The 20487-nt window shown below is 69.5% G+C and carries 23 protein-coding genes; 14 read left to right on the forward strand and 9 right to left on the reverse strand.

The genetic code is table 11. From position 1 onward, the window contains the following. Window positions 1-4 precede the first annotated feature (4 nt). Genes HHL11_RS18340 through HHL11_RS18370 form a run of 7 tightly spaced genes read right to left on the reverse strand, consistent with a single transcriptional unit; the run spans window position 5 to window position 5387 of the window. A complete protein-coding gene (locus HHL11_RS18340) occupies window positions 5-769 on the reverse strand; it encodes an ABC transporter ATP-binding protein (protein ID WP_169419786.1) in 765 nt (254 codons plus the stop codon). Then, entirely contained in the window at window positions 766-1767 is a 1002-nt protein-coding gene (locus HHL11_RS18345; RefSeq protein WP_169419787.1) for a branched-chain amino acid ABC transporter permease, read from the reverse strand. Before HHL11_RS18345 ends, HHL11_RS18340 begins: the two co-directional genes overlap by 4 nt. 23 nt (window positions 1768-1790) lie before the next feature. Continuing rightward, entirely contained in the window at window positions 1791-2654 is an 864-nt protein-coding gene (locus HHL11_RS18350; protein ID WP_169419788.1) for a branched-chain amino acid ABC transporter permease, read from the reverse strand. A 6-nt stretch (window positions 2655-2660) separates the two neighbouring features. Further along, on the reverse strand, window positions 2661-3851 hold the full coding sequence (locus HHL11_RS18355) for an ABC transporter substrate-binding protein (RefSeq protein WP_169419789.1): 1191 nt from the start codon (window positions 3849-3851) through the stop codon (window positions 2661-2663). A 28-nt stretch (window positions 3852-3879) separates the two neighbouring features. Beyond that, on the reverse strand, window positions 3880-4683 hold the full coding sequence (locus tag HHL11_RS18360; protein WP_169419790.1) for an alpha/beta fold hydrolase: 804 nt from the start codon (window positions 4681-4683) through the stop codon (window positions 3880-3882). A gap of 4 nt (window positions 4684-4687) precedes the next feature. Continuing rightward, on the reverse strand, window positions 4688-5065 hold the full coding sequence (locus HHL11_RS18365; RefSeq protein WP_169419791.1) for a hypothetical protein: 378 nt from the start codon (window positions 5063-5065) through the stop codon (window positions 4688-4690). A 7-nt stretch (window positions 5066-5072) separates the two neighbouring features. Next, entirely contained in the window at window positions 5073-5387 is a 315-nt protein-coding gene (locus HHL11_RS18370) for an EthD family reductase (RefSeq protein WP_169419792.1), read from the reverse strand. Window positions 5388-5655: 268 nt separating this feature from the next. On the opposite strand from HHL11_RS18370, the gene HHL11_RS18375 reads away from it, so the two are divergent. Genes HHL11_RS18375 through HHL11_RS18435 form a run of 13 tightly spaced genes read left to right on the forward strand, consistent with a single transcriptional unit; the run spans window position 5656 to window position 18700 of the window. After that, a complete protein-coding gene (locus HHL11_RS18375) occupies window positions 5656-6408 on the forward strand; it encodes an IclR family transcriptional regulator domain-containing protein (protein WP_169419793.1) in 753 nt (250 codons plus the stop codon). Between the two features lie 18 nt (window positions 6409-6426). Then, window positions 6427-7596: an iron-containing alcohol dehydrogenase family protein gene (locus tag HHL11_RS18380; RefSeq protein ID WP_169419794.1), complete on the forward strand. Its 1170-nt coding sequence runs from the start codon at window positions 6427-6429 to the stop codon at window positions 7594-7596. Beyond that, the gene (gene meaB, locus HHL11_RS18385) at window positions 7590-8603 is read left to right on the forward strand and encodes a methylmalonyl Co-A mutase-associated GTPase MeaB (RefSeq protein WP_169419795.1); all 1014 of its coding nucleotides are present in this window, start codon (window positions 7590-7592) and stop codon (window positions 8601-8603) included. The genes HHL11_RS18380 and meaB overlap by 7 nt, the downstream gene beginning before the upstream one ends. A 13-nt stretch (window positions 8604-8616) precedes the next feature. Beyond that, on the forward strand, window positions 8617-9606 hold the full coding sequence (locus HHL11_RS18390; RefSeq protein WP_169419796.1) for a Bug family tripartite tricarboxylate transporter substrate binding protein: 990 nt from the start codon (window positions 8617-8619) through the stop codon (window positions 9604-9606). 10 nt (window positions 9607-9616) lie between these two features. Next, window positions 9617-10588 carry a Bug family tripartite tricarboxylate transporter substrate binding protein gene (locus HHL11_RS18395; RefSeq protein ID WP_169419797.1) on the forward strand — a complete coding sequence of 324 codons (972 nt, stop codon included), beginning with the start codon at window positions 9617-9619 and terminating at the stop codon, window positions 10586-10588. A 13-nt stretch (window positions 10589-10601) separates the two neighbouring features. Further along, window positions 10602-12299, forward strand: a complete 1698-nt coding sequence (locus tag HHL11_RS18400) for an acyl-CoA mutase large subunit family protein (RefSeq protein WP_169419798.1) — start codon at window positions 10602-10604, stop codon at window positions 12297-12299. Further along, window positions 12299-12739: a cobalamin B12-binding domain-containing protein gene (locus HHL11_RS18405; protein ID WP_169419799.1), complete on the forward strand. Its 441-nt coding sequence runs from the start codon at window positions 12299-12301 to the stop codon at window positions 12737-12739. Before HHL11_RS18400 ends, HHL11_RS18405 begins: the two co-directional genes overlap by 1 nt. Beyond that, window positions 12736-13893, forward strand: a complete 1158-nt coding sequence (locus HHL11_RS34845; protein WP_169419800.1) for a thiolase C-terminal domain-containing protein — start codon at window positions 12736-12738, stop codon at window positions 13891-13893. Before HHL11_RS18405 ends, HHL11_RS34845 begins: the two co-directional genes overlap by 4 nt. Next, window positions 13893-14285 (forward strand): Zn-ribbon domain-containing OB-fold protein, encoded by a 393-nt coding sequence (locus tag HHL11_RS18415; RefSeq protein WP_169419801.1) that lies wholly within the window; start codon window positions 13893-13895, stop codon window positions 14283-14285. The genes HHL11_RS34845 and HHL11_RS18415 overlap by 1 nt, the downstream gene beginning before the upstream one ends. Then, on the forward strand, window positions 14282-15850 hold the full coding sequence (locus tag HHL11_RS18420; RefSeq protein WP_169419802.1) for an AMP-binding protein: 1569 nt from the start codon (window positions 14282-14284) through the stop codon (window positions 15848-15850). Before HHL11_RS18415 ends, HHL11_RS18420 begins: the two co-directional genes overlap by 4 nt. Continuing rightward, complete coding sequence (locus HHL11_RS18425; RefSeq protein WP_169419803.1) at window positions 15847-17154, forward strand: MmgE/PrpD family protein; 1308 nt, start codon at window positions 15847-15849, stop codon at window positions 17152-17154. Before HHL11_RS18420 ends, HHL11_RS18425 begins: the two co-directional genes overlap by 4 nt. A 51-nt stretch (window positions 17155-17205) precedes the next feature. Beyond that, on the forward strand, window positions 17206-18099 hold the full coding sequence (locus HHL11_RS18430) for a ketopantoate reductase family protein (protein ID WP_169420098.1): 894 nt from the start codon (window positions 17206-17208) through the stop codon (window positions 18097-18099). 16 nt (window positions 18100-18115) lie between these two features. Beyond that, the gene (locus HHL11_RS18435; protein ID WP_240980107.1) at window positions 18116-18700 is read left to right on the forward strand and encodes a hypothetical protein; all 585 of its coding nucleotides are present in this window, start codon (window positions 18116-18118) and stop codon (window positions 18698-18700) included. Here HHL11_RS18435 and HHL11_RS18440 read toward each other — a convergent pair. Further along, window positions 18697-19014 (reverse strand): type II toxin-antitoxin system RelE/ParE family toxin, encoded by a 318-nt coding sequence (locus HHL11_RS18440; RefSeq protein WP_169419805.1) that lies wholly within the window; start codon window positions 19012-19014, stop codon window positions 18697-18699. The genes HHL11_RS18435 and HHL11_RS18440 overlap by 4 nt on opposite strands. A gap of 4 nt (window positions 19015-19018) precedes the next feature. Next, window positions 19019-19285, reverse strand: coding sequence for a type II toxin-antitoxin system ParD family antitoxin (locus tag HHL11_RS18445; RefSeq protein WP_342593237.1), 267 nt, complete (start codon window positions 19283-19285; stop codon window positions 19019-19021). Between the two features lie 204 nt (window positions 19286-19489). On the opposite strand from HHL11_RS18445, the gene HHL11_RS18450 reads away from it, so the two are divergent. After that, window positions 19490-20485: a substrate-binding domain-containing protein gene (locus HHL11_RS18450; RefSeq protein WP_169419807.1), complete on the forward strand. Its 996-nt coding sequence runs from the start codon at window positions 19490-19492 to the stop codon at window positions 20483-20485. The last annotated feature ends 2 nt before the right edge of the window (window positions 20486-20487 follow it).

Raw genomic sequence — 20487 nt, forward strand, 5'->3', positions numbered from 1 at the left:
GCCTTCAGTCCTTTCCGAGGTAGGCCTGCACGACGACCGGATCCTGCTGCACCTGTTCGGGTGTGCCTTCGGCGATGGCGGACCCGCGATCGAGGCACAGCACGCGGTTGGCGAGCCCGCGCACGAAGCCCATGTGGTGGGCGACGATCAGCATGGACATGTGCGAGCGCAGGTCGGCGAGCACGGCGCCGAGGTGCTGCACTTCGCTGTCGTTCAGGCCGGCGGTGGGTTCGTCGACCAGGATCAGCGTCGGCTCGCTCGCCAGCGCCCGCGCCAGGTCCACCAGCTTCTTCTTGCCGAAAGGCAGGGCGCCGGCCAGCGTACCGGCCAGCCCCGCCAGCGAGAACAGCGACAACATGTCCATGGCCTTGCGCTCGGCCGCTCGAGCATCCCGGCGGCTGGCGGGCAGGCGCAGGCATTCGCCCGCGAGCGAGAGGCGGGAGCGCATCGAGTGCGTGCCGAGCATCACGTTCTCCAGCACCGTCAGTTCGTCCAGCAGCTTGGCGTGCTGGAAGGTGCGCGCCACGCCGATGCCGCGCAGGCCGCGCAAGCCGGCGCTGCCGAGGCTGCCGCCGCTGAACTTGACCCCGCCGCTGGCAGGTGTGACCAGCCCGCAGATCGCGTTGAGCAGCGTCGTCTTGCCGGCGCCGTTGGGGCCGATCAGCGCGACCACTTCCCGCCGGCCCACCGCCAGCCGGACGCGGTCGAGCGCCAGCAGGCCGGAGAAGCGCACCGAAACGTCCTGCACCTGCAGCATGCCGGCGTTCATGGCGTCCGCTCCTCGTGCTTGGCCGCGGGGCGCGGCAGCCGGCGCGCGAGCGCGCGCCATCCCGATTGCAGCCACGCGAGCAGGCCGTCGGGCGCCAGCACCAGCACCGCGAGCAGCACCACGCCGACCAGCACCTGGCGGTCGTCGGCGCGCATCTTCACCAGGTAAGGCAGGGTGTCCAGGATCAGCGTGCCCACCAGCGGGCCGAGCAGAAAACGTGAACCGCCGACCAGCGCCATCGCGAGCAGGCTCACCGTCAAGCCCGGGCCGAACTGTCCCGGCGACGCGAAGTTGGTGAACTGCGCGACCAGCGCGCCACCCAGCGTGGCAAAGGCCGTGGCCAGGGCCAGCAGTGCCGTCTTGCAGCCGGACACGTGGACGCCGCAGGAGGCCGCGAGCATCTCGTCCCGCTTGATCGACAGCAGCGCGCGTCCGAAGGAAGAGCGTTGCGCCAGCAGCGCGAGCAGCAGGCACAGCACCAGCGCGATCGCGCCCAGGTAGTACATGGGCAGGCCCTGGCTGACGTCGGCGGCGAACAGCGTGCCCACGGGGGCCGTGCGTCCCGCTTCGCCGCCGGTGAGGCGCTTCAGCAGTCCGCCGGTCCCCAGGTCCATCAGCAGGAAGGCGAAGGCGAAGCCGACCACCGCCAGCGGGAACTGCGTGAGGCGGCTGGCTAGCAGGCCGAAGGCGGCGCCGCAGGCCAGCCCGAGCAGCAGGCACAGCGGCAGCACCGCGATGAAGGGCACCTTGGCCTCCAGCAGGAGGATGCTCGCGAAGGCGCCGATCGCCATGAAGCCGGACTGGCCGAGCGCCAGGATGCCCAGGCTGGAATAGGCGATGCCGGTGCCCAGCGCGGCGATTGCGTAGGCGAAGGTCACGGCCAGCGCGTAGACCTGGTACTCGGACAGCAGCAGCGGCGCGAGCAGCACGAGCGCCGCGCAGCCGGCCAGCGATTCGAAGCCGCCACAGGCGAGCGGCAGCGGAGGAGACTGCGGCATGGAACTGCGCATGGAGGCGGGCCTCAGGTGCTGAGCGCCAGGCGCTCGCGGCGCAGGAGCAGGCCCGCGACGAGGATCAGGAAGGCGATCAGGCTGGTCAGCTCCGGCTGGTTCAGGTAGACGGAGGACGCGGACTGGACGACGCCGAGCAGCACGCCGCCCGCCAGCGCGCCGGCCATGCTGTACAGGCCGCCGAGCATGGCCGCGGCAAACGCGGACAGCAGGAAGGGCGCCATCATGGTCGGGGCCAGGAAGGTGAGCATCGCGAACAGGATGCCGACCACGCCCGACACCACCGCGGCGGCGGCCCAGGCGGTGATCTCGATGGCGGCCACGTTGACGCCCAGCTCGAAGGCGGCGACGCGGTTGGCCCGGACGGCGCGGATCATCAGGCCGATGCGCGTGCGCTGCAGGATGAAGCTCACGAGCAGGGCCAGCGCGATCGTGAACACGAGCGTGGCCAATTGCAGCCAGGTGATGTTGAAGCCGGACACCGCCACGCCGGAATCGGGCAGCAGCTTCGGGAAGGTGTAGGGCGCATTGGTGCCCCAGGTGCGCTGCGCCAGGGCGATGAACAGCACCAGCAGCCCCAGGCTGCGCAGCGACAGCCCCACCGGATCGGCCCGCCCGGGCCGGATCACGACGAAGTAGAGCAGCACCCCGAGCGCCGCCGAAATCGGCACGCTCGCCAGCACCGCCAGGCCGACCGGCCACTTGCCGGAGGTGATGAGCGCCCAGGAGACGAAGGCCACGAGCATGCCGACGTCGCCCTGCGCGAAGTTGAAGACGCCCGTGGTCTGCAGCAGCAGGATCAGGGCCATGGCCAGCAGGCCGTACATCATTCCGACGACGACGCCGTTGACCAGCGTGGCCCCGAGCATCTGCATGGCTGGCTACTTCGCTTCGATGATTTCGGTGCCGACCGACACGAACTTTCCGCCTTCGACGGTGGCGACGCCCATGCCGTGCGCCAGCAGGTGGTCGGGCGAGGACTTGAACACGCCGGTGTAGGGCAGCTTGAACGGGCCGAAGCTCGTCGACAGCATCTTGTTCAGGTTGGCGCGCGTCGGCTGCGGGCCGAGCTTCTGCAGCGTTTCGACGATCATCTCGCCGGCGGCGCAGCCCTCGATGCCATAGACGCCGATCTTCTCGTCGGGCCACAGGTCCTGGCAGACCTTGGCCTCGGGCGCCGTCTGGATCAGCGTCGCGGGGACGGAGGCGTACACCAGGCCGTCGGGCACCGAGCCGGCGGCGTCCAGGAAAGCCTGGTCGGCCAGCGTCGCCGTGCCGAGGATGGACTTCTTCACCGCGAAGCCCTGGCGCTTCATCTCGGCGTACAGCCGCCCCTGGTCGGGCGCGGTGGTGAGGACCATCAGGTAATCGGGCGCCAGCTCCTTCAGCCGGATCACGACCGAGCCCCATTCCTTCTGGCTGTACTCGGTGTTGATCACGCCGGCGACCTCGCCGCCCAGTTCCTTCACCTTCTTCGCCGCGGCGTCGGTCGGCGGATCCCAGACCGGGGCATTGGCGCGGATGATGACCACCTTGCCGGGCCCCTTCTTCTTCATGCCCCATTCCACGATCGCGCTCGATTGCTGGTGGTACAGCGGCAGGAAGGCATAGACGCCATCCTTCGGCGGCGTGATGAGGTCGTTGAACAGCGCCAGCGGGAACACCAGCGGCACCTTCTGCGATTCGAGCAGCCGCATGATGCCCGGCGTCGTCGTGGTGCCGACCGAGGTCATGATGAAGACCTTCTCCTCCCGCACCAGGGCCTGCGCATTGTCGATGGCGCGCTTGCCGTCGGCGCCGTCGTCCATGACGGTGAACTGGATCTTGCGGCCGTGGATGCCGCCGGCCGCGTTCGTCTTGTCGAAGACGCGCTTCATGAAGCCGGTGAACTGGCGCCCGGCCATCGGGTAGGCGCCGGTGATGCCGCCGGTGGCGCCGATCTTGATGGCGTCCTTGCTGACGCCCACGTCGGATGCGCCGGCATCCTGCGCGAGCGCGGCGGGTGCTGCCAGGGCAGCGCAGAGGATCGCGACGATGCCGGGCCAGGCGCGGAGCGGGTTTGGCAATTCCATGGCTGCTTGTCTCCTTGTGGTTGTGGAATCAATCCCGCCCGAGCTTGGCGAGAACCTGTTCCAGGGTGCGGTTGAAGACCTCGGGCTGCTCCCAGTGCGGGATGTGGCCCACGCCCTTCAGCTCCCACACGCCACTGGCGACGCCGCGCGCTTCCAGCTTGGCCGCGGTCTCGCGGCAGATCGCGGGCGTGGTGGACCAGTCGTCCTCGCCGATGATGTAGTACACGGGGACCCTGGCCTCGTGCAGGCGCGCGGCGAAGCCGAAGGAGGTGTAGGTGAGCAGGTCCGAATACTGCACGTAGGGCGAACAGCGCGAGCAGTCGAAGGCCATCTGCCGCCGGCGCTCCGTCGGCGTGGTCTTGCCCAGCACCGACAGGATCGAGGTCTCCATCCAGTCGCCGGGGTTGATCTCGGCGTCGGTCAGGATGTTGCCCCGGTAGTTGACCCCGGCCGCGCCGGAGAAGGCCGCGCCGCCGTCGACGGCGACGACGCCGCGCACCTGGTCGGGATAGTTCAGCGAGGCCGTGATCGAGATCGCCGCGCCCATCGAGTGGCCGACCAGGATCGGCCGGCGGATGTCCAGCGCGCGCATGAAGCCGGCAATGGCCGCCGCGTGTTCGTCGGTGGAGCGGGTCGGGCGGTTCTGCACCAGGTCCGACTTGCCGTGGCCCGGCAGGTCGATCGCGTAGACCTTGTAGTGCTGCGCGAAATGGCCGATGTTCTCGCGCCAGGACAAGGTGTCCTGGCTCGCGCCGTGCGTGAAGATCAGCGGCTGGCCGCTGCCTTCCTCCTCGTAGTACAGGCGGGAGCCTTGGAGCTTGGCGTAGGGCATGGTGTCAGTCCTTCCTGCCGGAACCGGCGACGAGCTTCATGCCTTCGGCGATCCAGAACAGCGCCTTCCAGTTCTTCATGATCTCGGTGTTGCGGCCGCGGATGTCGAGTTCGCCGGCGCGGTACAGGCGCAGCAGCGTGATGTCGGCATGCAGCAGGCGGTCCCAGCAGGAGCGCGGCGCGCTCAGCACGTACTCGGCGCCTTGCATGCCTTCCTCCACGCCGGTCACCATGCCGTCGTCGAAGGCGACGGTGCAGGCCTGGCCATCCACGCGGAAGGCCACGCGGCCGCGGAACCAGCGGCAGTTGGCGCGGAAGTCGGCGTCCTTCTCCAGCGCCGCGGCATAGGCGCGAAACCAGGGCAGCTCGGGGAATGCGTTCATGGCGCGGCTACCTCTTGATGTCGGTGCTGTCGAAGTAGAAGCGCATGAACTCGCCGATGTAGCGCTTGGCGTCGGCGAAGGCGTAGCGCCACTCTTCCGACTCGAACGCGGCGCGGGCGGCGTCCATGGTGTCGAAGCCGAGTTCGGCCATGCGGTAGAAGCGGGTGTTGGCGCGCTCTTCCGGGACCACGCGGTTCACGGTGTAGCGGCGCAGCCCGGGGATCTTCTGCGCATCGCCGATGTGCTTGCCGACGTACCAGGACTCGAATTCGTCCTCGCTCATGCCGGCGGGCAGGGCCCAGAGGGAGACAACCTTGATCATCGGGACTCCTGGAGTGGCTTCAGACGAAACCACTCTATGTCCGGCCCTCCACACACGGGAATTGGCTTTCACATATGCGATGCGGCGCGCGCAGTTCGGGGGTTAACCCGGAAGCCAGCCCGGCCGCGCCTCGCAGTCGCGGGTTAACCCCCGAAAAGTCCCGGATCCCATCGCATATGTGAACTGCCATTCCGCATGCGTGGAAGCGCGGCGGAGAATGGGTTCAGCCCGTTGCCGCGGGAGCCGAGGAAGCAAGATGCCGCGTACCGTGAAGTCTGCCGTGCGAGTGCTCGAAGTGCTGGAACTGTTCGACCGGCTCCAGCGGGAAGCGTCGGTCGGCGAGATCGCCCGCGAGCTGGGCTACCCGATCTCCAGCACCTCGATGCTGCTGGCCAACCTGTTCGAGCGCGGCTACCTGCGCCACGGCGCCGACCAGCGCTCCTACTTTCCTACGCCGCGCGTCACCTTGCTCGGCTCCTGGGTCGAGCCGCTGCTGACGCCGCAGGCCGAAGTGATGCGGATGATGGCGGAACTGGGCGAAGCCACCGGCGAAACCATCATCCTCGCCGCGCCCACGCGCGACCAGGCGCAATACCTGCACGTCGTGCCGGCCACCACCACGATGCGGATGCACGTCGGGCCCGGCACCATGCGGCCGCTGGTGGCCTCGGGCCTCGGCCGCGTCCTGCTGTCGACGATGAGCGAGGACAAGGTGCGGCAACTTGTGCTGCGCCACAACGATGGCCCGCTGGCGGCGGAGGAAGGCCGCGTGAGCCTGGCCGCGCTGCAGCGAGAGTTGTCCGGGATCCGCGCGCGCGGCCATGCCGTGGTGCTGCGCGGCGTGACGCCCGGCGCCGGCCTCGTCGGCATGTTGCTGCCCATGGAGCTGGGCGGCTTGCCGCTGGCCGTGGGCATCGGCGGCTGGGCGCGCGAGATGCGCGCACGCCAGCAGGAATACGTGGACCTGCTGCGCAACGCCGTGGACCGCCACTTGCGCCCGCACGTGCGTTCGGCCGCCTGACAACCCGGAGCAAGCACCATGGACGGTTTCCAGTACCTCTCGGCTCGCAGCAAGTTGCTTTGCCGCCCCGGCGCCATCGCCGCGCTGGCCGAAGAAGCGGCCGCGCTCGGCACGCGGCGCCTGATGCTGGTGAGCGGCTCGCGCTCGGCGCGCGGCGATGCGGCGCAGGCAGTGCGTGCCGCGCTCGGTGGCTTGCTGGCCGCCGAGTGGACCGAGATCCCGCAACATTCCGGCGTGGACGCCGTCACGGCGCTGGCCGCGCAGGCGCACGAGCAGCGCATCGACGGCTTCGTTGCCGTCGGCGGCGGCAGCGCGTCCGACAGCGCCAAGGCCGCGGCCATCCTGCTGGCCGAAGGCGGCACGCTGCAGGAGCACGCCAACGTCTTCTACCCGCCGGACCGCTACCTGCAGAAGGTGCTGCCGGCGCCCAAGCTGCCGATCATCGCGGTGCCGACGACGCTGTCGGCCGCCGAAGTGACGCCCGGCCTCGGCATCCGCGACGCCCAGGGCCACAAGCTGGTGTTCTGGGACGCGAACGTGGTGCCGCGCCTGATCGTGCTCGATGCGGCGGCCTGCGCCGACGTGCCCGCCAGCCTGCTGGCCAGCACCGGCATGAACGCGCTGGCCCACTGCGTCGAAGGCATGTACTCGCGGGTGCGCAACCCGATTTCGGAAGGCCTCGCGCTGCAGGGCATCCGGCTGCTGCACGCGGCGCTGCCCCGGGTGGTGGCGAACGCGGCGGACACCGAGGCGCGTGAACAGGCGCTGGTTGGCGCCTACGTGAGCGGTCTCGTGATCAGCAATGCCCGCGTCGGCATCCACCACGGCGTCTGCCACGGCCTCGGCTCGCTGGGTGGCCTGGCGCACGGCGTGGCGAACTCCATCCTGCTGCCGCATGCGATGCGCTTCAACCGTCTCGCGGCGAGCGGTCCGCTCGCACTGGCGGCGCAGGCGCTGGGCGCGGACACGCCCGGCCTCACGCCGGTGCAGGCGGCCGATGCCGCGATCACCGAAGTCGAGGCGCTGCAACGGCGCATCGGCGTGCCGCTGCGCCTGCGCGACGCCGGCCTGGACCGCGCTCTGTTGCCGCGCCTGGCGCACGGTGCCATGTCCGACCGCGGCCTCTACTTCAATCCGCGGCTGGCCTGCGAAGCCGAAGTGCTGGAGCTGCTGGAGGCTGCATGGTGAAGGCGGAGGCGAGCCAGGTGTTCGGCGACCTGCGCACAGGCCGGCCGCGTGCCTTCTCCCGCGCCATTTCCTGGGTGGAGAACGGTGCGCCGCAGGCCTCCGCGCTGCTGGAGCAGGTCTACGCGCAGGCGCCGCATCCCTGGGTGGTCGGCATCACGGGCGTCGGTGGCGCCGGCAAGAGCTCGCTGGTGCCGCATCTCGCGCGCCGGCTCGCCGAGGACGGCACCCGCATCGCCGTGCTGGCGGTGGACCCGTCGAGCCCGCTCACCGGCGGCGCGCTGCTGGGCGACCGCATCCGCGACGCCAACGGCGAGCAGCACCCGCGCGTCTTCTTCCGCAGCGTGGCCACGCGAGGCGGGCAGGGCGGTTTGGCGACTTGCGTTGCCGACCTGGTGCGGGTCGCGGCCGCCGCCGGCCACGAGATCGTGCTGATCGAAACAGTGGGCGCCGGCCAATCCGAGCTGGGCATCCTGCAGGTGGCGCACACGGTGCTGCTGGTCAACGCGCCGGGCCTGGGCGACGACGTGCAGGCGCAGAAGGCCGGCGTGATGGAAGTGGCCGACGTGCTGGCCGTCAACAAGGCCGACCGTCCCGGCGCGCTGGACACCGCCGCTTCGCTGCGCCAGGCGCTGCAGCTATCCGAGCGCGAAGCGCATATGCGCCCGGGCGCCAACGCGCTGCCCGATGGCGCCGTGCACTGGCACCCGCCCGTGCTGGCGACCGTGGCGCTCACCGGGCAGGGCGTGCAGGAACTGTGCGACACGCTGCGCGAACACCGCGCGGTGCTCGAGCGCCAGGGCCGCCTGGCCGAACTGAACCGGCTGCACGACCTGCGCCGGATGCAGTCCTACTTCATGGAGGTGGTGCAGCAGCGGCTGCAGGCACGCATCGCCTCCCTGGCCCTGGCCGACCGGCTGGAAGCCGAACTCGCCGGCGGGCAGGGCGACCCGCTCGCCGCCGCCCGCCTGCTGGCCGACGCCGTCCTCGAAAACCAAGCTACCCGATGAAGGAGACAAGCCCATGAACCCGCAGATCACGCGCCGTCGCGCGCTCGCGCTCTCCTCCGGCACCGCGCTCGCCGCGCTGCTGCCCGCCCTGGCCCGCGCGCAGGCGCCGAACTGGCCCACGCGCCCGGTCAAGATGATCGTGCCGTTCTCGGCCGGCTCGGGCACCGACCTGCTGGCCCGCGTGCTGGCCGACCAGATGACGAAGAGCACCGGCCAGGGCTTCATCGTCGACAACAAGCAGGGCGCCGACGGCATCATCGGCACCGACCTGATCGTGAAGGCCGCGCCGGACGGCTACACGCTGGGCGTGATCCCCTCCAGCCCGATCGTGATGAACCCGGCGCTGTACAAGAGCATGCCCTTCGACCCGGCCAAGGACCTGATCCCCGTGGCCAACATCGCCAGCGTGGGCTGCGTGCTGGGCGTGCAGCCGGACCTGCCGATCAGGAACGTCCAGGACCTGGTGGCCTACGCCAAGGCCAATCCGGGCAAGCTCAATTACGCCGCGGGCTCGACCTTCACCCACCTGGCCGGCGAGATGTTCAAGCACATCAGCGGCACCGACATGGTGGCGGTGCCGTACAAGGGCACGGCGCCGCAGGTCACGGCCATGCTGGGCAAGGAGGTGCAGGTGATCTTCGATCCCTTCCTCGGCGTGCAGCACTTCAAGGCCGGCAAGTTCCGCGCGCTGGCCGTCACCGGTTCGCGCCGCTCCAGCGTGTTCCCGGAGCTGCCCACGCTGGCCGAGGCCGGCCTCCCAGGCTACGAAGTGCAGACCTGGATCGGCGTGTTCGCGCCGGTGGGCACGCCCAAGCCCATCGTCGACCAGCTCTATCGCGAAACGAACCGCATCTTCGCGCTGCCGGAATCGAAGCAGAAGCTGGCAGAGCTTTCCTACGACGCGCTGCCCGACACGCCGGAACAGTTCCAGCAGCGCATCGCCGCCGACACCGCGCGCTGGGCGAAGACGGTGAAGGACTCCAACTTCGCCGTCAACAAGTAAGGAGACGAGCATGGACCGCAAACACTTCCTGCGCGGCGCCGCCGGCGCGGTGCTGGCCCTGGCCGCGGGCTTCGCGCAGGGCGCCGATGCCTGGCCGAGCCGGCCGATCCGCATGATCGTGCCGCTGGCGCCCGGTGGCGGCACCGACGTCGCGGCCCGCGTGGTGGCGCAGTACCTCGGCGAAGCGCTGGGCCAGCCCATCATCATCGACAACCGCGTCGGCGCCAACGGCGTGGTCGGCATCAACGAGGCGGCCAGGGCCGCGCCCGACGGCTACACCTTCGTGATCGGTTCGTCGACCACGCTGGCGGCGAACAAGTTCCTGTACAAGTCCGCAGCCAGCATGGACCCCTTCAAGGAGTTCGCGCCGCTGGCCATCCTGGGCACGATCGACTTCGCGCTGATGGTGCCGGCGTCCTCGAACTACCACACGGTCAAGGACCTGGTGGCGGCGGCCAAGGCGGCGCCGGGCAAGCTCAGTTACGGCTACGGCACCAGCGCCGCGCTGCTGTGCGGCGAGATGTTCAACGGCGTCGCCGGCGTGGACATCATGAAGGTGGCGTACAAGGGCTCGCCGCAGTCCCTGACCGACCTGGCCGCCGACCGCGTGCAGCTGGTGTGCGACCCGCTCGGCACCAGCATGGGCCTGATCAAGGCCGGCAAGCTGCGGCCGCTGGCGATCACCAGCAAGAACCGCAACAAGCTGGACCTGAACGTGCCGACCATGGCCGAGGCCGGCCTGCCGATGGAGCACGAGACCTGGGCCGGGTTCTTCGTGCCGGCCGGCGTTCCCAAGGAGATCGTGCAGCGTTACAGCACCGAGATCGTGAAGATCATGAGCCGCCCCGACGTGCAGCAGAAGATCTTCGAGACCGGTTTCGTGCCCAAGCAGGTCGGCGCCGAGGAGTTCGGCGCCATCCATCGCCGCGACTACGTGCGCATGGAAGAACTGATCAAGTCCGCCGGCATCGCGCTGGAATAGAGAAGGAGAGGACATGGGTTCATCCACCCGGCCGGCCCGCGTGCCGCCGCCCCCCGCCGAGAACTACGAAGCCTGGCTGCAGCGCCACCAGGAGGAACTGCGCGATTCGCGCAAGAAATCCTTCGAGACGCCCGCCGGCATCCCGGTCGAAACGCTGTACACGCCCGAGCACTTGCAGCACGAGGGCTGGGACTACCAGCGCGACGTCGGCTACCCTGGCCAGGCGCCCTACACCCGCGGCTTCACGCCCGGCGGCTACCGCAGCCAGCTGTGGAAGATGGAGATGTATGCGGGCTTCGGCTCCGCCGAGGAAGCCAACCAGCGCTATCGCTACCTGATGTCCCAGGGCAGCACCGGCGGCATCTCGATCGCGCTGGACCTGCCGACGCAGGTCGGCTACGACTCGGATCACCCGATGGCGCGCGACGAGGTGGGCCAGATCGGCGTGGCGCTCACCTCGCTCGACGACGTGGAGCGGGTGTTCGACGGCATCCCGCTGGAGAAGGTGGGCCACATCTTCTCCACCGCCAACGCCATCGGACCGATCGTCTGCGCCTGGCTGATCGCGCTGTACGAGAAGCGCGGCACGCCCACCGGCGACTGCATCGTGCAGCTGCAGAACGACCCGATCAAGGAATACGTGGCGCGCGGCACGCAGTTCCTGCCGATCGAGGCGGCCGTCAAGCTGTCCTGCGACATGATCGAGTTCTGCCGCACCGCCGCCCCCGAGTGGCTGCCGATTTCGGTGTCCGGCTCGCACATGAAGCAGGCCGGCGCCACCTGCGTGCAGGAAGCGGCGTTCACCATCTGCAATGCCATCGCCTACGTCGAGACCTGCCTGGAGCGTGGCATGAAGATCGACGACTTCGGCCACGTGCTTGAGCTGCACTTCTGCACGGAGATGGACTTCTTCGACGAGGTGGCGAAATATCGCGCCACCCGCAAGGTGTGGACGAAGCTCGTGCGCGAGCGCTTCGGCGGCACCACCGAGCGCTCGCAGCATTTCCGCCTGCATGCCGCCACCTCGGGCCGGCCGCTGACGGCGCAGCAACCGCTGAACAACATCGCCCGCATCACCCTGCAGGCACTGGCGCAGATCCTGGGCGGCTGCGAGCAGACCCGCACCGCGTCCTTCGACGAAGCGCTGGGCATCCCCACGCAGGAAGCGGCGCGCACCTCGATCCGCACCAACCAGATCATCGGCTACGAAAGCGGCATCCCCGACACGGTGGATCCGCTGGGCGGCTCCTATTTCGTGGAGCACCTGACGCTCACCTACGAGCGGGAGATCGAGGCCATCATCCGCCAGGTCGACGCCATGGGGGGCGCGCTGGCCGCGGTGCACGACGGCTTCTACCAGCGCGCACTGGCGCAGGGCGCCTACCGCGAGGCCTGCGCCATCGAGAGCGGCGAGCAGGTGGTGGTGGGCGTCAACCGCTTCCAGTCCGACGAGGCGCAGCCGGTGCCGACTTTCAAGCTCGACCCGGGCGCCGCGGAGCGGCAGGTGGCGAAGCTGCGCGCGGTGCGCGAGCGGCGCGATGCCGCCGAGGTGCAGCGCACCCTGGCGCGGCTGCGCGAAGACTGCAAGGCCGGTGTCAACGTGATGCCCGCCGTGCTCGCCGCCGTCAAGGCCTACGCCACCATCGGCGAGATCGCCGACGTCTGGCGGGACGCCTTCGGCACCTATGTTCCCGAAGCAGTGAGGTTCTGATGCAGCTCGTGCCAGACAACAAGCAGCGGCCCCTGCGGGTGGTCCTGACCAAGGTGGGCCTGGACGGCCACGACCGCGGCGTGAAGGTGATCGCGCAGGCGCTGCGCGACGCCGGCATGGAGGTGATCTACGCCGGCCTGCGCCGCACGCCCGAGGACATCGCACGCATCGTGCTGGAGGAGGACGCCGACGTGCTGGGCCTGTCCATCCTCTCCGGCGCCGTGGTGCCGCTGACGCGCCGCGTGCTGGAAGCGCTGCATGCGCAGCAGGTGAACGACGTGGTGCTGGTGGTGGGCGGCATCGTGCCCGAGCCGGCGCGCGAGGAGCTGAAAAGCCTGGGCGTGCAGGGCGTGTTCACGCCGGGCACCTCGCTCACGCAGATCGTCGCTTACATCCGCGCCAGCGTGCCCGCCGAGCGCAGCTACCAGGAGGCCAAGTGAAAGGGCAGGACGTTTATGTCACCGGCGTCGGGTTCCATCCCTTCGGCCGCTTTCCCGACAAGTCGCTCAAGACGCTGGCGGCGACCGCCGCGCTCGGCGCCCTGGACGACGCCGGCATCAGCGTGCGCGAGCTCGATGCGGCCATCTGCGCCAACGCCTATGCGGGCCTCCTGAACAACCAGGAGTCCATCCGCGGCGAGACGTGGCTGCGCGGCATCGGCCTGGGCGGTGTCCCGGTGATGAACGTGGAGAACGCCTGCGCCAGCGGCAGCACCGCGGTGCACCTGGCCTGCATGGGCATTGCCAGCGGCAACTACGACACCGTGCTGGTGGTGGGCGCCGAGAAGATGTTCGTCAACGACACCGGCCGCGCGCTGGCCGCGCTGGCGAATTCGGCCGACACCGAAGTCATGGGCAACATCGGCCTGCAGTTTTCGGCGGTGGACGCGATCCGCGTGCGCGAGATGATGGCCGAGGAGGAGGTGGGCGCCGAGGCCTTCGAATGGGTCACGGTGAAGAACCACGAGCACGCCGTGAGCAACCCGATCGCGCAGTATCGCAAGCCGGTGACGATGGAGCAGGTGCGGGCCTCGCGCATGATCGCCGACCCGATCCGCCTGTTCATGTGCAGCGCCATCTCGGACGGCGCCGCCGCGCTGGTGCTTTCGAGCAAGCCGGGGCGCGGCAAGGTGCGCGTGCGCGCGAGCGCGCTGGCGTCCTCGCCCTGGCGGCTGGATGCGGGCGCGCTGCCCGGGCCGACGATGGCCGCCGACAAGGCCTATGCGCAGGCTGGCGTCGCGCCTTCGGACCTGCACCTGGCCGAGGTGCACGACGCGGTCTCGCCGGCCGAACTGATGCACTACCGCGAGCTGCGCCTGTGCAGCGAAGGCGAGGTGGCGAAGCTGGTGGCCGAGAAGGCAACCGCGCTGGGCGGCCGCCTGCCGGTGAACACCAGCGGCGGCCTCAACTCGCGCGGCCACCCGGTGGGCGCCACCGGCGTGGCGCAGCTGATCGAACTGACGCTGCAGCTGCGCGGCGATGCGGGCCCGCGCCAGGTGCCGGGCGCCAGGCTCGCGCTGGCCCACAACTCCGGCGGCTGGATCGGCGAGGACCCCGCCGTCAGCGCCGTCCACATCCTCGAAGGTTCCCGCTGATGCAGAAGACCAATCCCTCCCTCTTCTTCCTGGAAGGCGAGGCGCCGGGCGCGCCGGGCCTCAAGGGTTCGCGCTGTCCGGCCTGCGGCCAGACCGTGTTGTTGCAGATCGCCGCCTGCCCGCGCTGCGGCGGGCGCGCGCTGGAAACCGTCTGCATCGGCCAGCGGGCGACTCTGGGCGAATCGGCCGAGGTGTTCCACTCGGTCGACGGCTTCGATGCGCCGTATTTCATCGGCGCCATCGCCACGGAGCAGGGGCCGCATACCTTCGCGCCGATTGCGGCCAAGCCGGGCACCGAGCTGCGTGCAGGCATGCCGCTGCGCTTCAGGCTGCTGGAGCGCGCCGACGGCCGCATCGGCTTCGCCTACGCCCCGCTGGAGCAGGCCGCATGAACGTCGCCGACCAATTGCACCGCTGCGCGCTGCTGTATGGCGACGCCGTCGCCGCGCGCTGCGAGGACGAAGTCCGCAGCTTTGCCGAGCTCGAGGAACGCAGCAACCGCCTGGCCCATGCGCTGCTCGCGCGCGGCCTGAAGCATGGCGACCGCGTCGCCACCTGGCTGGAGAACTCCATCCGCTGCGTCGAGCTGGACTTCGCGCTGGCCAAGGCCGGCCTGGTGCGCGTCTCGCTCAACCCGCGCCTGACGCCGCGTGAGGCGCAGTACATCGTGCAGGACAGCGATGCCCGCTGCCTCGTCTGGGGCGCTTCCTTCGATGCGCAGATCGCGCAGGTGATGCAGGACGCGCCGCAGCTGGAACTGCGGGTGCGGGCCAGCGAAGGGACACCTGTGTCCGCCGCCGGCGAGGACTTCGAAGCCTTCCTGGCCAGCGGTGCGCCGCAGGCGCCTGGGCGCGCGATCGACGCCGAGGACCTCTACTGCCTCTTCTACACCTCGGGCACCACCGGCCGGCCCAAGGGCGTGATGCTCACGCACCGCGCCATGCTGCACGTCGCCTGGAACCTGCTGATGGAAGTGGGGCCGCTCGCCATCGGCGAAAAGGTGCTGTTGATGCAGCCCCTGTCCCACGGCGCCGGCTTCTTCGTGCTGCCGCAGTGGATGAAGGGCGGCTGCAGCGTCATCATGCGCAGCTTCGACCCGGCCGAAGTGCTGCGCCTGGCAGCCGTGCACGAGATCGAGGTGATCAAGCTGATTCCCACCATGCTCCAGCGCATCCTGCGCGTGCCGGGCGTGGCGCAGGTGAAGCTGCCGAAGCTGCGAGCCATGATCTATGGCGCCAGCCCCATGCCGGCGGAGCCGCTGAAGCAGGCGATCGACGTCTTCGGGCCGGAGCGGCTGGTGCAGATCTACGGCCAGAGCGAATGCCCGGTGACGCTGTCAGTGCTGCACGCCGGCGAGCACCGGCTGGACCAGCCGTACCCGCAGCGCCTGCTTTCGGCCGGCCGGCCCTGGGCCACGGTGGAGATGCGCGTGGTCGACGACGACTTCCAGGACGTCGCACCCGGCGGCATCGGCGAGGTCGTGCTGCGCGGCCCGCACATGATGAGCGGCTACTGGAAGAAGCCCGAGCAGACCCGCGAAGCACTGCGCGACGGCTGGCTGAAGACCAAGGACATGGGGCGCATCGACGAGCACGGCTACGTGTACCTGCTGGGTCGCAAGGACGAGATGATCATCAGCGGCGGCTACAACATCGCGCCGCGCGAGGTCGAGGACGTGCTGTACCAGCACGCCGGCGTGCAGGAAGCCGCGGTGGTGGGCGAGAGCGACACCGAATGGGGCCAGGCTGTGGTCGCCTACGTGGTGCTGCGCGACACCCACGCGGGCCAGGGGCGCGAGCTGCTGGCCTTCTCGCGCGAGCAGCTCGGGTTCAAGAAGCCGCAGCGCATCTACACGCTGCCCGAACTGCCCAAGAACGCCGCCGGCAAGATCCAGAAGAGCGCGCTCAAGCCGGCGCTCGCCATCGAATGCCTGCATGGAAAGGAGGCCCGTGCATGATCGAAGCCCTGGGACGCCAGCTGCGTGAGGTCGCCTGGCGCAAGCTGTCGGAACCGGCACGGCGCAAGCTGCTGCTGTGCCTGCTCGCGAACCTGTCGGTCGCCGTTGCCGGGCGCAGCGCGCTGCGACTGCCGCGTCCCGCCGCGGGCAGCGGCCATCTGCTGCTCGATGGCGGCGAGACCGGCAGCGCGCGCGAAGCGGCTTTCTTCAATGGCGCGCTGATGCATGCGCGCACGCAGGACGACTTCCATCCGGCCGGCAACCTGCACATCGCCACCCTCGTGCTGCCGGCGCTGCTGGCGGAGGCGGAACGCCGCGAGGTGACGGGCGAAACCTTCCTCGATGCCATGGCCGTGGGCTACGCCTGCGCCGTGGGCCTGTCGCGCCGCTTCTCGCCGCTGAACACGCCGCGCGGCCTGCGCTCCACCTGCCTGTATGCCGGCATGGGCGCGGCGGCGGCCGTGGCGCGCCTGCGCGGGCAGGACGCCCGCGCCATCGGCAACACCGTCGCGCTGGCCTCGCAGTCGTCCTTCGGCACCACGCAGTGCTGGCGCGATGGCTCCGACGAGTACCAACTGCACGCCGCCAACGCCGCCAGCCAGGCGCTGCTGTGCGCGGAGCTGACCGAAGCCGGGGTGGCGGGCGGCGCGCATGCGCTCGATGGCCCGTCCGGCTTCTATCCGGCGCTGCTGGGGCGCACGCCTTCCTTCGAGGAGATCGCCCCCGATTTCGAGCCCGATGCCGCGATCGTGGAGTCGGTCCTCAAGCGCTACCCGGTCAGCGGCATCTGCCAGCCCGTGGTGCGCCTGACCGAGAAGCTGGCGCGCCAGCTGGCCGGCCGCCGCATCGAGAAGGTGCGGGTCGAAATGAACGCTTTCGAGATGAACTATCCCGGGACGCTCAACGCCGGGCCCGAGTTCCGGTCTTTCTCCGACCGCCTCATGAGCGCGCGCTTCTGCGCCGCTTCGGTGCTGGAGGCCGGCCGCTTCGACTTCGACGCCTTCCTGCGACCACTGTCGCGCGAGGCTTCGCGGCTGGTGGCGGCGACGGACGTGGAAGCCGCGCAGGACCTGGGCACGCTCAGCTGCCGCGTCACGCTGGCGGTCGAGGGCGGCGAGCAGGTGGCGGGCGAACTGCGCGATGGCGGCAAGGAGCTCGCGATCGAGTGGGACACGATCACCGCCTGGACGGAAGAACTGTGGAGCGCCGCCGGCCGGAGCGCCGCGGCCTGCGAGCGCGCGCGGAAGGCGGTGCTGGCCCTGCCGAACACGGGCTTCCGGGGCCTCCGCGCCGCGCTGGAGTGATCGGGGCGGCGGCGTTCTTCCTAGAATGCCGCCATGCCTTCCACTCCCTCCCTGAAAGTCGCCGTCATGGGCGCCGGCGCCGTCGGCTGCTACTTTGGCGGCATGCTGGCCCGTGCCGGCCATGAAGTCACTCTGATCGCCCGGCCGCAGCACGTGGACGTGATCCAGGCACAAGGCCTGCGTATGGAAACCCGCAGTTTCGACGAACAGGTGCGGCTCGCGGCCACCAGCGACCCGGCCGGGGTGGCTGGCGCCGACGTGGTGTTGTTCTCGGTCAAGTCCATGGCGACCGAAAGCGCGGGCGAGCAGATCCGGCCGCACCTGCGGCCGGACGCGCTGGTTCTGTGCCTGCAGAACGGCGTGGACAACGCCGACCGCCTGCGCAGCGTGCTGCCGGAGCACCAAGTGGCGGCGGCCGTCGTCTACGTCGGCACGGAGATGGCCGGGCCCGGCCACCTCAAGCATCATGGCCGCGGCGAATTGGTCATCGACCCGTCGCCCGCGGCCGAGCGGCTGGCCGAGGCCTTGCGCGCGGCCGGCGTGCCGACCGAGCTTTCGGATAACGTGCGGGGCGCGCTGTGGCTCAAGCTGATCCTCAACAGCGCGTACAACGCGATTTCCGCCATCTCACAGCTGCCCTACGGCAAGACGGTGAACAGCCCCGGCATCCGCGACGTCATGGACGACGTCATCGCCGAATGCCTGGCCGTGGCCCGTGCCGAAGGCGTGGTGGTGCCGGGCGAGGTGGCCGAGGTCGTGCGCAAGCTGCCGGAACAGATGCCCGCCCAGTACTCGTCCACGGCGCAGGACCTGGCGCGCGGCAAGCCCAGCGAGATCGACTACCTGAACGGCTACGTCGATCGCCGCGGCGAGGCGCTGGGCATCCCGACGCCGGTGAACCGCACCTTGTGGGCGCTGGTGAAGCTGCTCGAAACGAAGTCCTGAGGCAACGTTGTTTTCCTTGCGCTGGCGATTGCTGGGGCTGGCGCTGCTGCTGCCGGTGGCGGCCTGGTTCCTCGTCAAGCCGGTGAGGGTACTGGCGCCGACGCTGGTGGGCGTCACCTGCGTCCGCTCGAACGTATGCGTCGACGACCTGGCCCGGTCCGGCGACGCGCAGGCGCTGTACGACGAGGCCGTGGCCTTCGTCTCGGCCCGGCTCGCGCCCATGGACCGGCCGCCGCGCATCGTGTTCTGCTGGACGCAGCGCTGTGCCGAGGCCTTCGGCCTGGGCGACCGCGCCGCCGTGATGATGGGCACCTGGGGCGCGGTGATCGGACCGCGGGCCTGGACCTACTGGATCGTGCGCCACGAGCTGATCCACTACGTGCAAGCCCGCCACCTCAACGCGCTGGCCATGCTGCTGAAGCCGCGCTGGCTGGTCGAAGGCATGGCCTATGCCCTCAGCGAAGACCCGCGCCAGCCGCTGGCCGAGCCCTGGGAAAGCGACCGCCGCCGCTTCCTGGCGTGGTACGCCCATGTCGGGCCGGAGCGGATGTGGGAGGAGGCGCGAAGGCTGCGGCGACTCGCGCCGAACCGCGGGTCCTAGAGCGATTCCTGGAGGTGGACGGGCAGGTCCCGGTTTGCATGCAGAACCCGCCACACCTCTACCAGGTCGGGGCGTTCAAAGTAGAACACGATGTAGGGGAACGATCGCATGGGCCACGATCGAAGCCCGTCGATGCCCAGCAACTGGGCGTACCGCGGTGAACCAGTGCCTGGATGCCGTGACAGATGTCCATAGGCGTCCTGAATCGCGTCCACGAACGCCAACGCAACATCGGCATCGCCTTTACCAAGGTAGTAGTCGACAGCGGACTCCACATCGCAATCTGCGAGCGCGCGCCGGACCAGCGGCTTCATGTCGTCAGCGCTTGCGCGGCGTAGTCGTCTTCTTGCTGGAAGGCGGCGCTGACTTGCCGCGGACCCGGTCACGAAGGCCGTCGAAATAGACGGCGTCGGCTTCGCCCGTCCGCGGGGCCGTGGCACCTTCGAGGATGAGGTTGCGCAATTGCAGTCGGTCCTGTTCCCTCCGGATCAGGTCGCGGATGTATTCGCTGCTGGTTCCGTAGCCGCGTTCGGCCACCTGTTGGTCAACGAATTCCTTCATGCCTTCCGGCAGCGAGACGTTCATCGTTCCCATGATCAGAGCCTAGCCATTTTGCCAAATTTTGGCAAGAATCGTCCCCATCGCATGGGCGCGGCATCTTCGTTCCGTGATCGACCGATACCCGCTTCGATATTCGCGTCTCCCCTTCCTCGACACCCCGCGCCGCGGCGCGTAGAGTGATTTCCCCCCGCGCTTTCCCTGCGCCGGGTTTCCATCGAGGAGGCATGCATGAACAGGCAGTCGCTTCTCAGGATCGCGGGCTTCGCGCTCGCCGCTCTTCTTGCCGCGGCACCCGCGGCGGCCCAGAAGAAGACCCTCGCGGTCGTCGTCAAGGGCCTGGACAACCCCTTCTTCACGGTGCTCGGCGACGGCTGCGCCAAGTGGAACAAGGAGAACCCGAACTCCGAGTACACCTGCCTGTACACCGGCCCGGCCTCCAGCGCCGACGAGGCCGGCGAGGTCCAGATCGTCGAGGACCTCATCAACAAGGGCGTCGCGGGCATCGCCATCTCGCCATCCAACGCGCCGGCCATGGCCAAGATGCTGAAGGACAAGAAGCCGACGATGCCCATCATGACCATCGATGCCGACCTGGCGGCGGCGGACCGGTCGCTGCGCACCACTTACCTGGGCACCAACAACTACGACATGGGCGTGCTGATGGCGAGGCACCTCAAGGAGCTCAAGCCCAAGGGCGGCAGCGTCTGCCTGCAGCTGGGCAACGTGGCGGCCGACAACATCAACGCGCGCGCCGCGGGCTTCCGCGACACCATCGCCGGCAAGAAGGGCGTGGCCAAGCTGGCCGGCGAAGGTGGCTGGAGCGAGGTGGCGGGCTGCCCGCTGTTCACCAACGACCAGATCGACCTGGCCAACCAGCAGATGGCCGACGTGTTCACGAAGAACCCGAAGCTCGATGCCTTCATCCTGGTTGGCGGCTGGGCGCAGTTCGGCCCGCAGGCCTATGCACAGGTCACCGACCAGGTGATGCCCAAGCTCAAGACCAAGGACCTGATCATCGTGGCCGGCGACACGCTGCCGCCGCAACTGGACGCGCTGAAGGGCGGCCGCAGCCATGCGCAGATCGGCCAGCGGCCCTTCGAGATGGGCTACCGCGCGCCGACCGTGCTGATCGACCTGATCAACAAGAAGAAGGTGACGGACCCGATGTACACCGGCCTGGACGAATGCACGCCGGCCAACCTGGGCAAGTGCCCGGCCAAGTAAGC

Source organism: Ramlibacter agri (assembly GCF_012927085.1).
Taxonomy (GTDB): domain Bacteria; phylum Pseudomonadota; class Gammaproteobacteria; order Burkholderiales; family Burkholderiaceae_C; genus Ramlibacter; species Ramlibacter agri.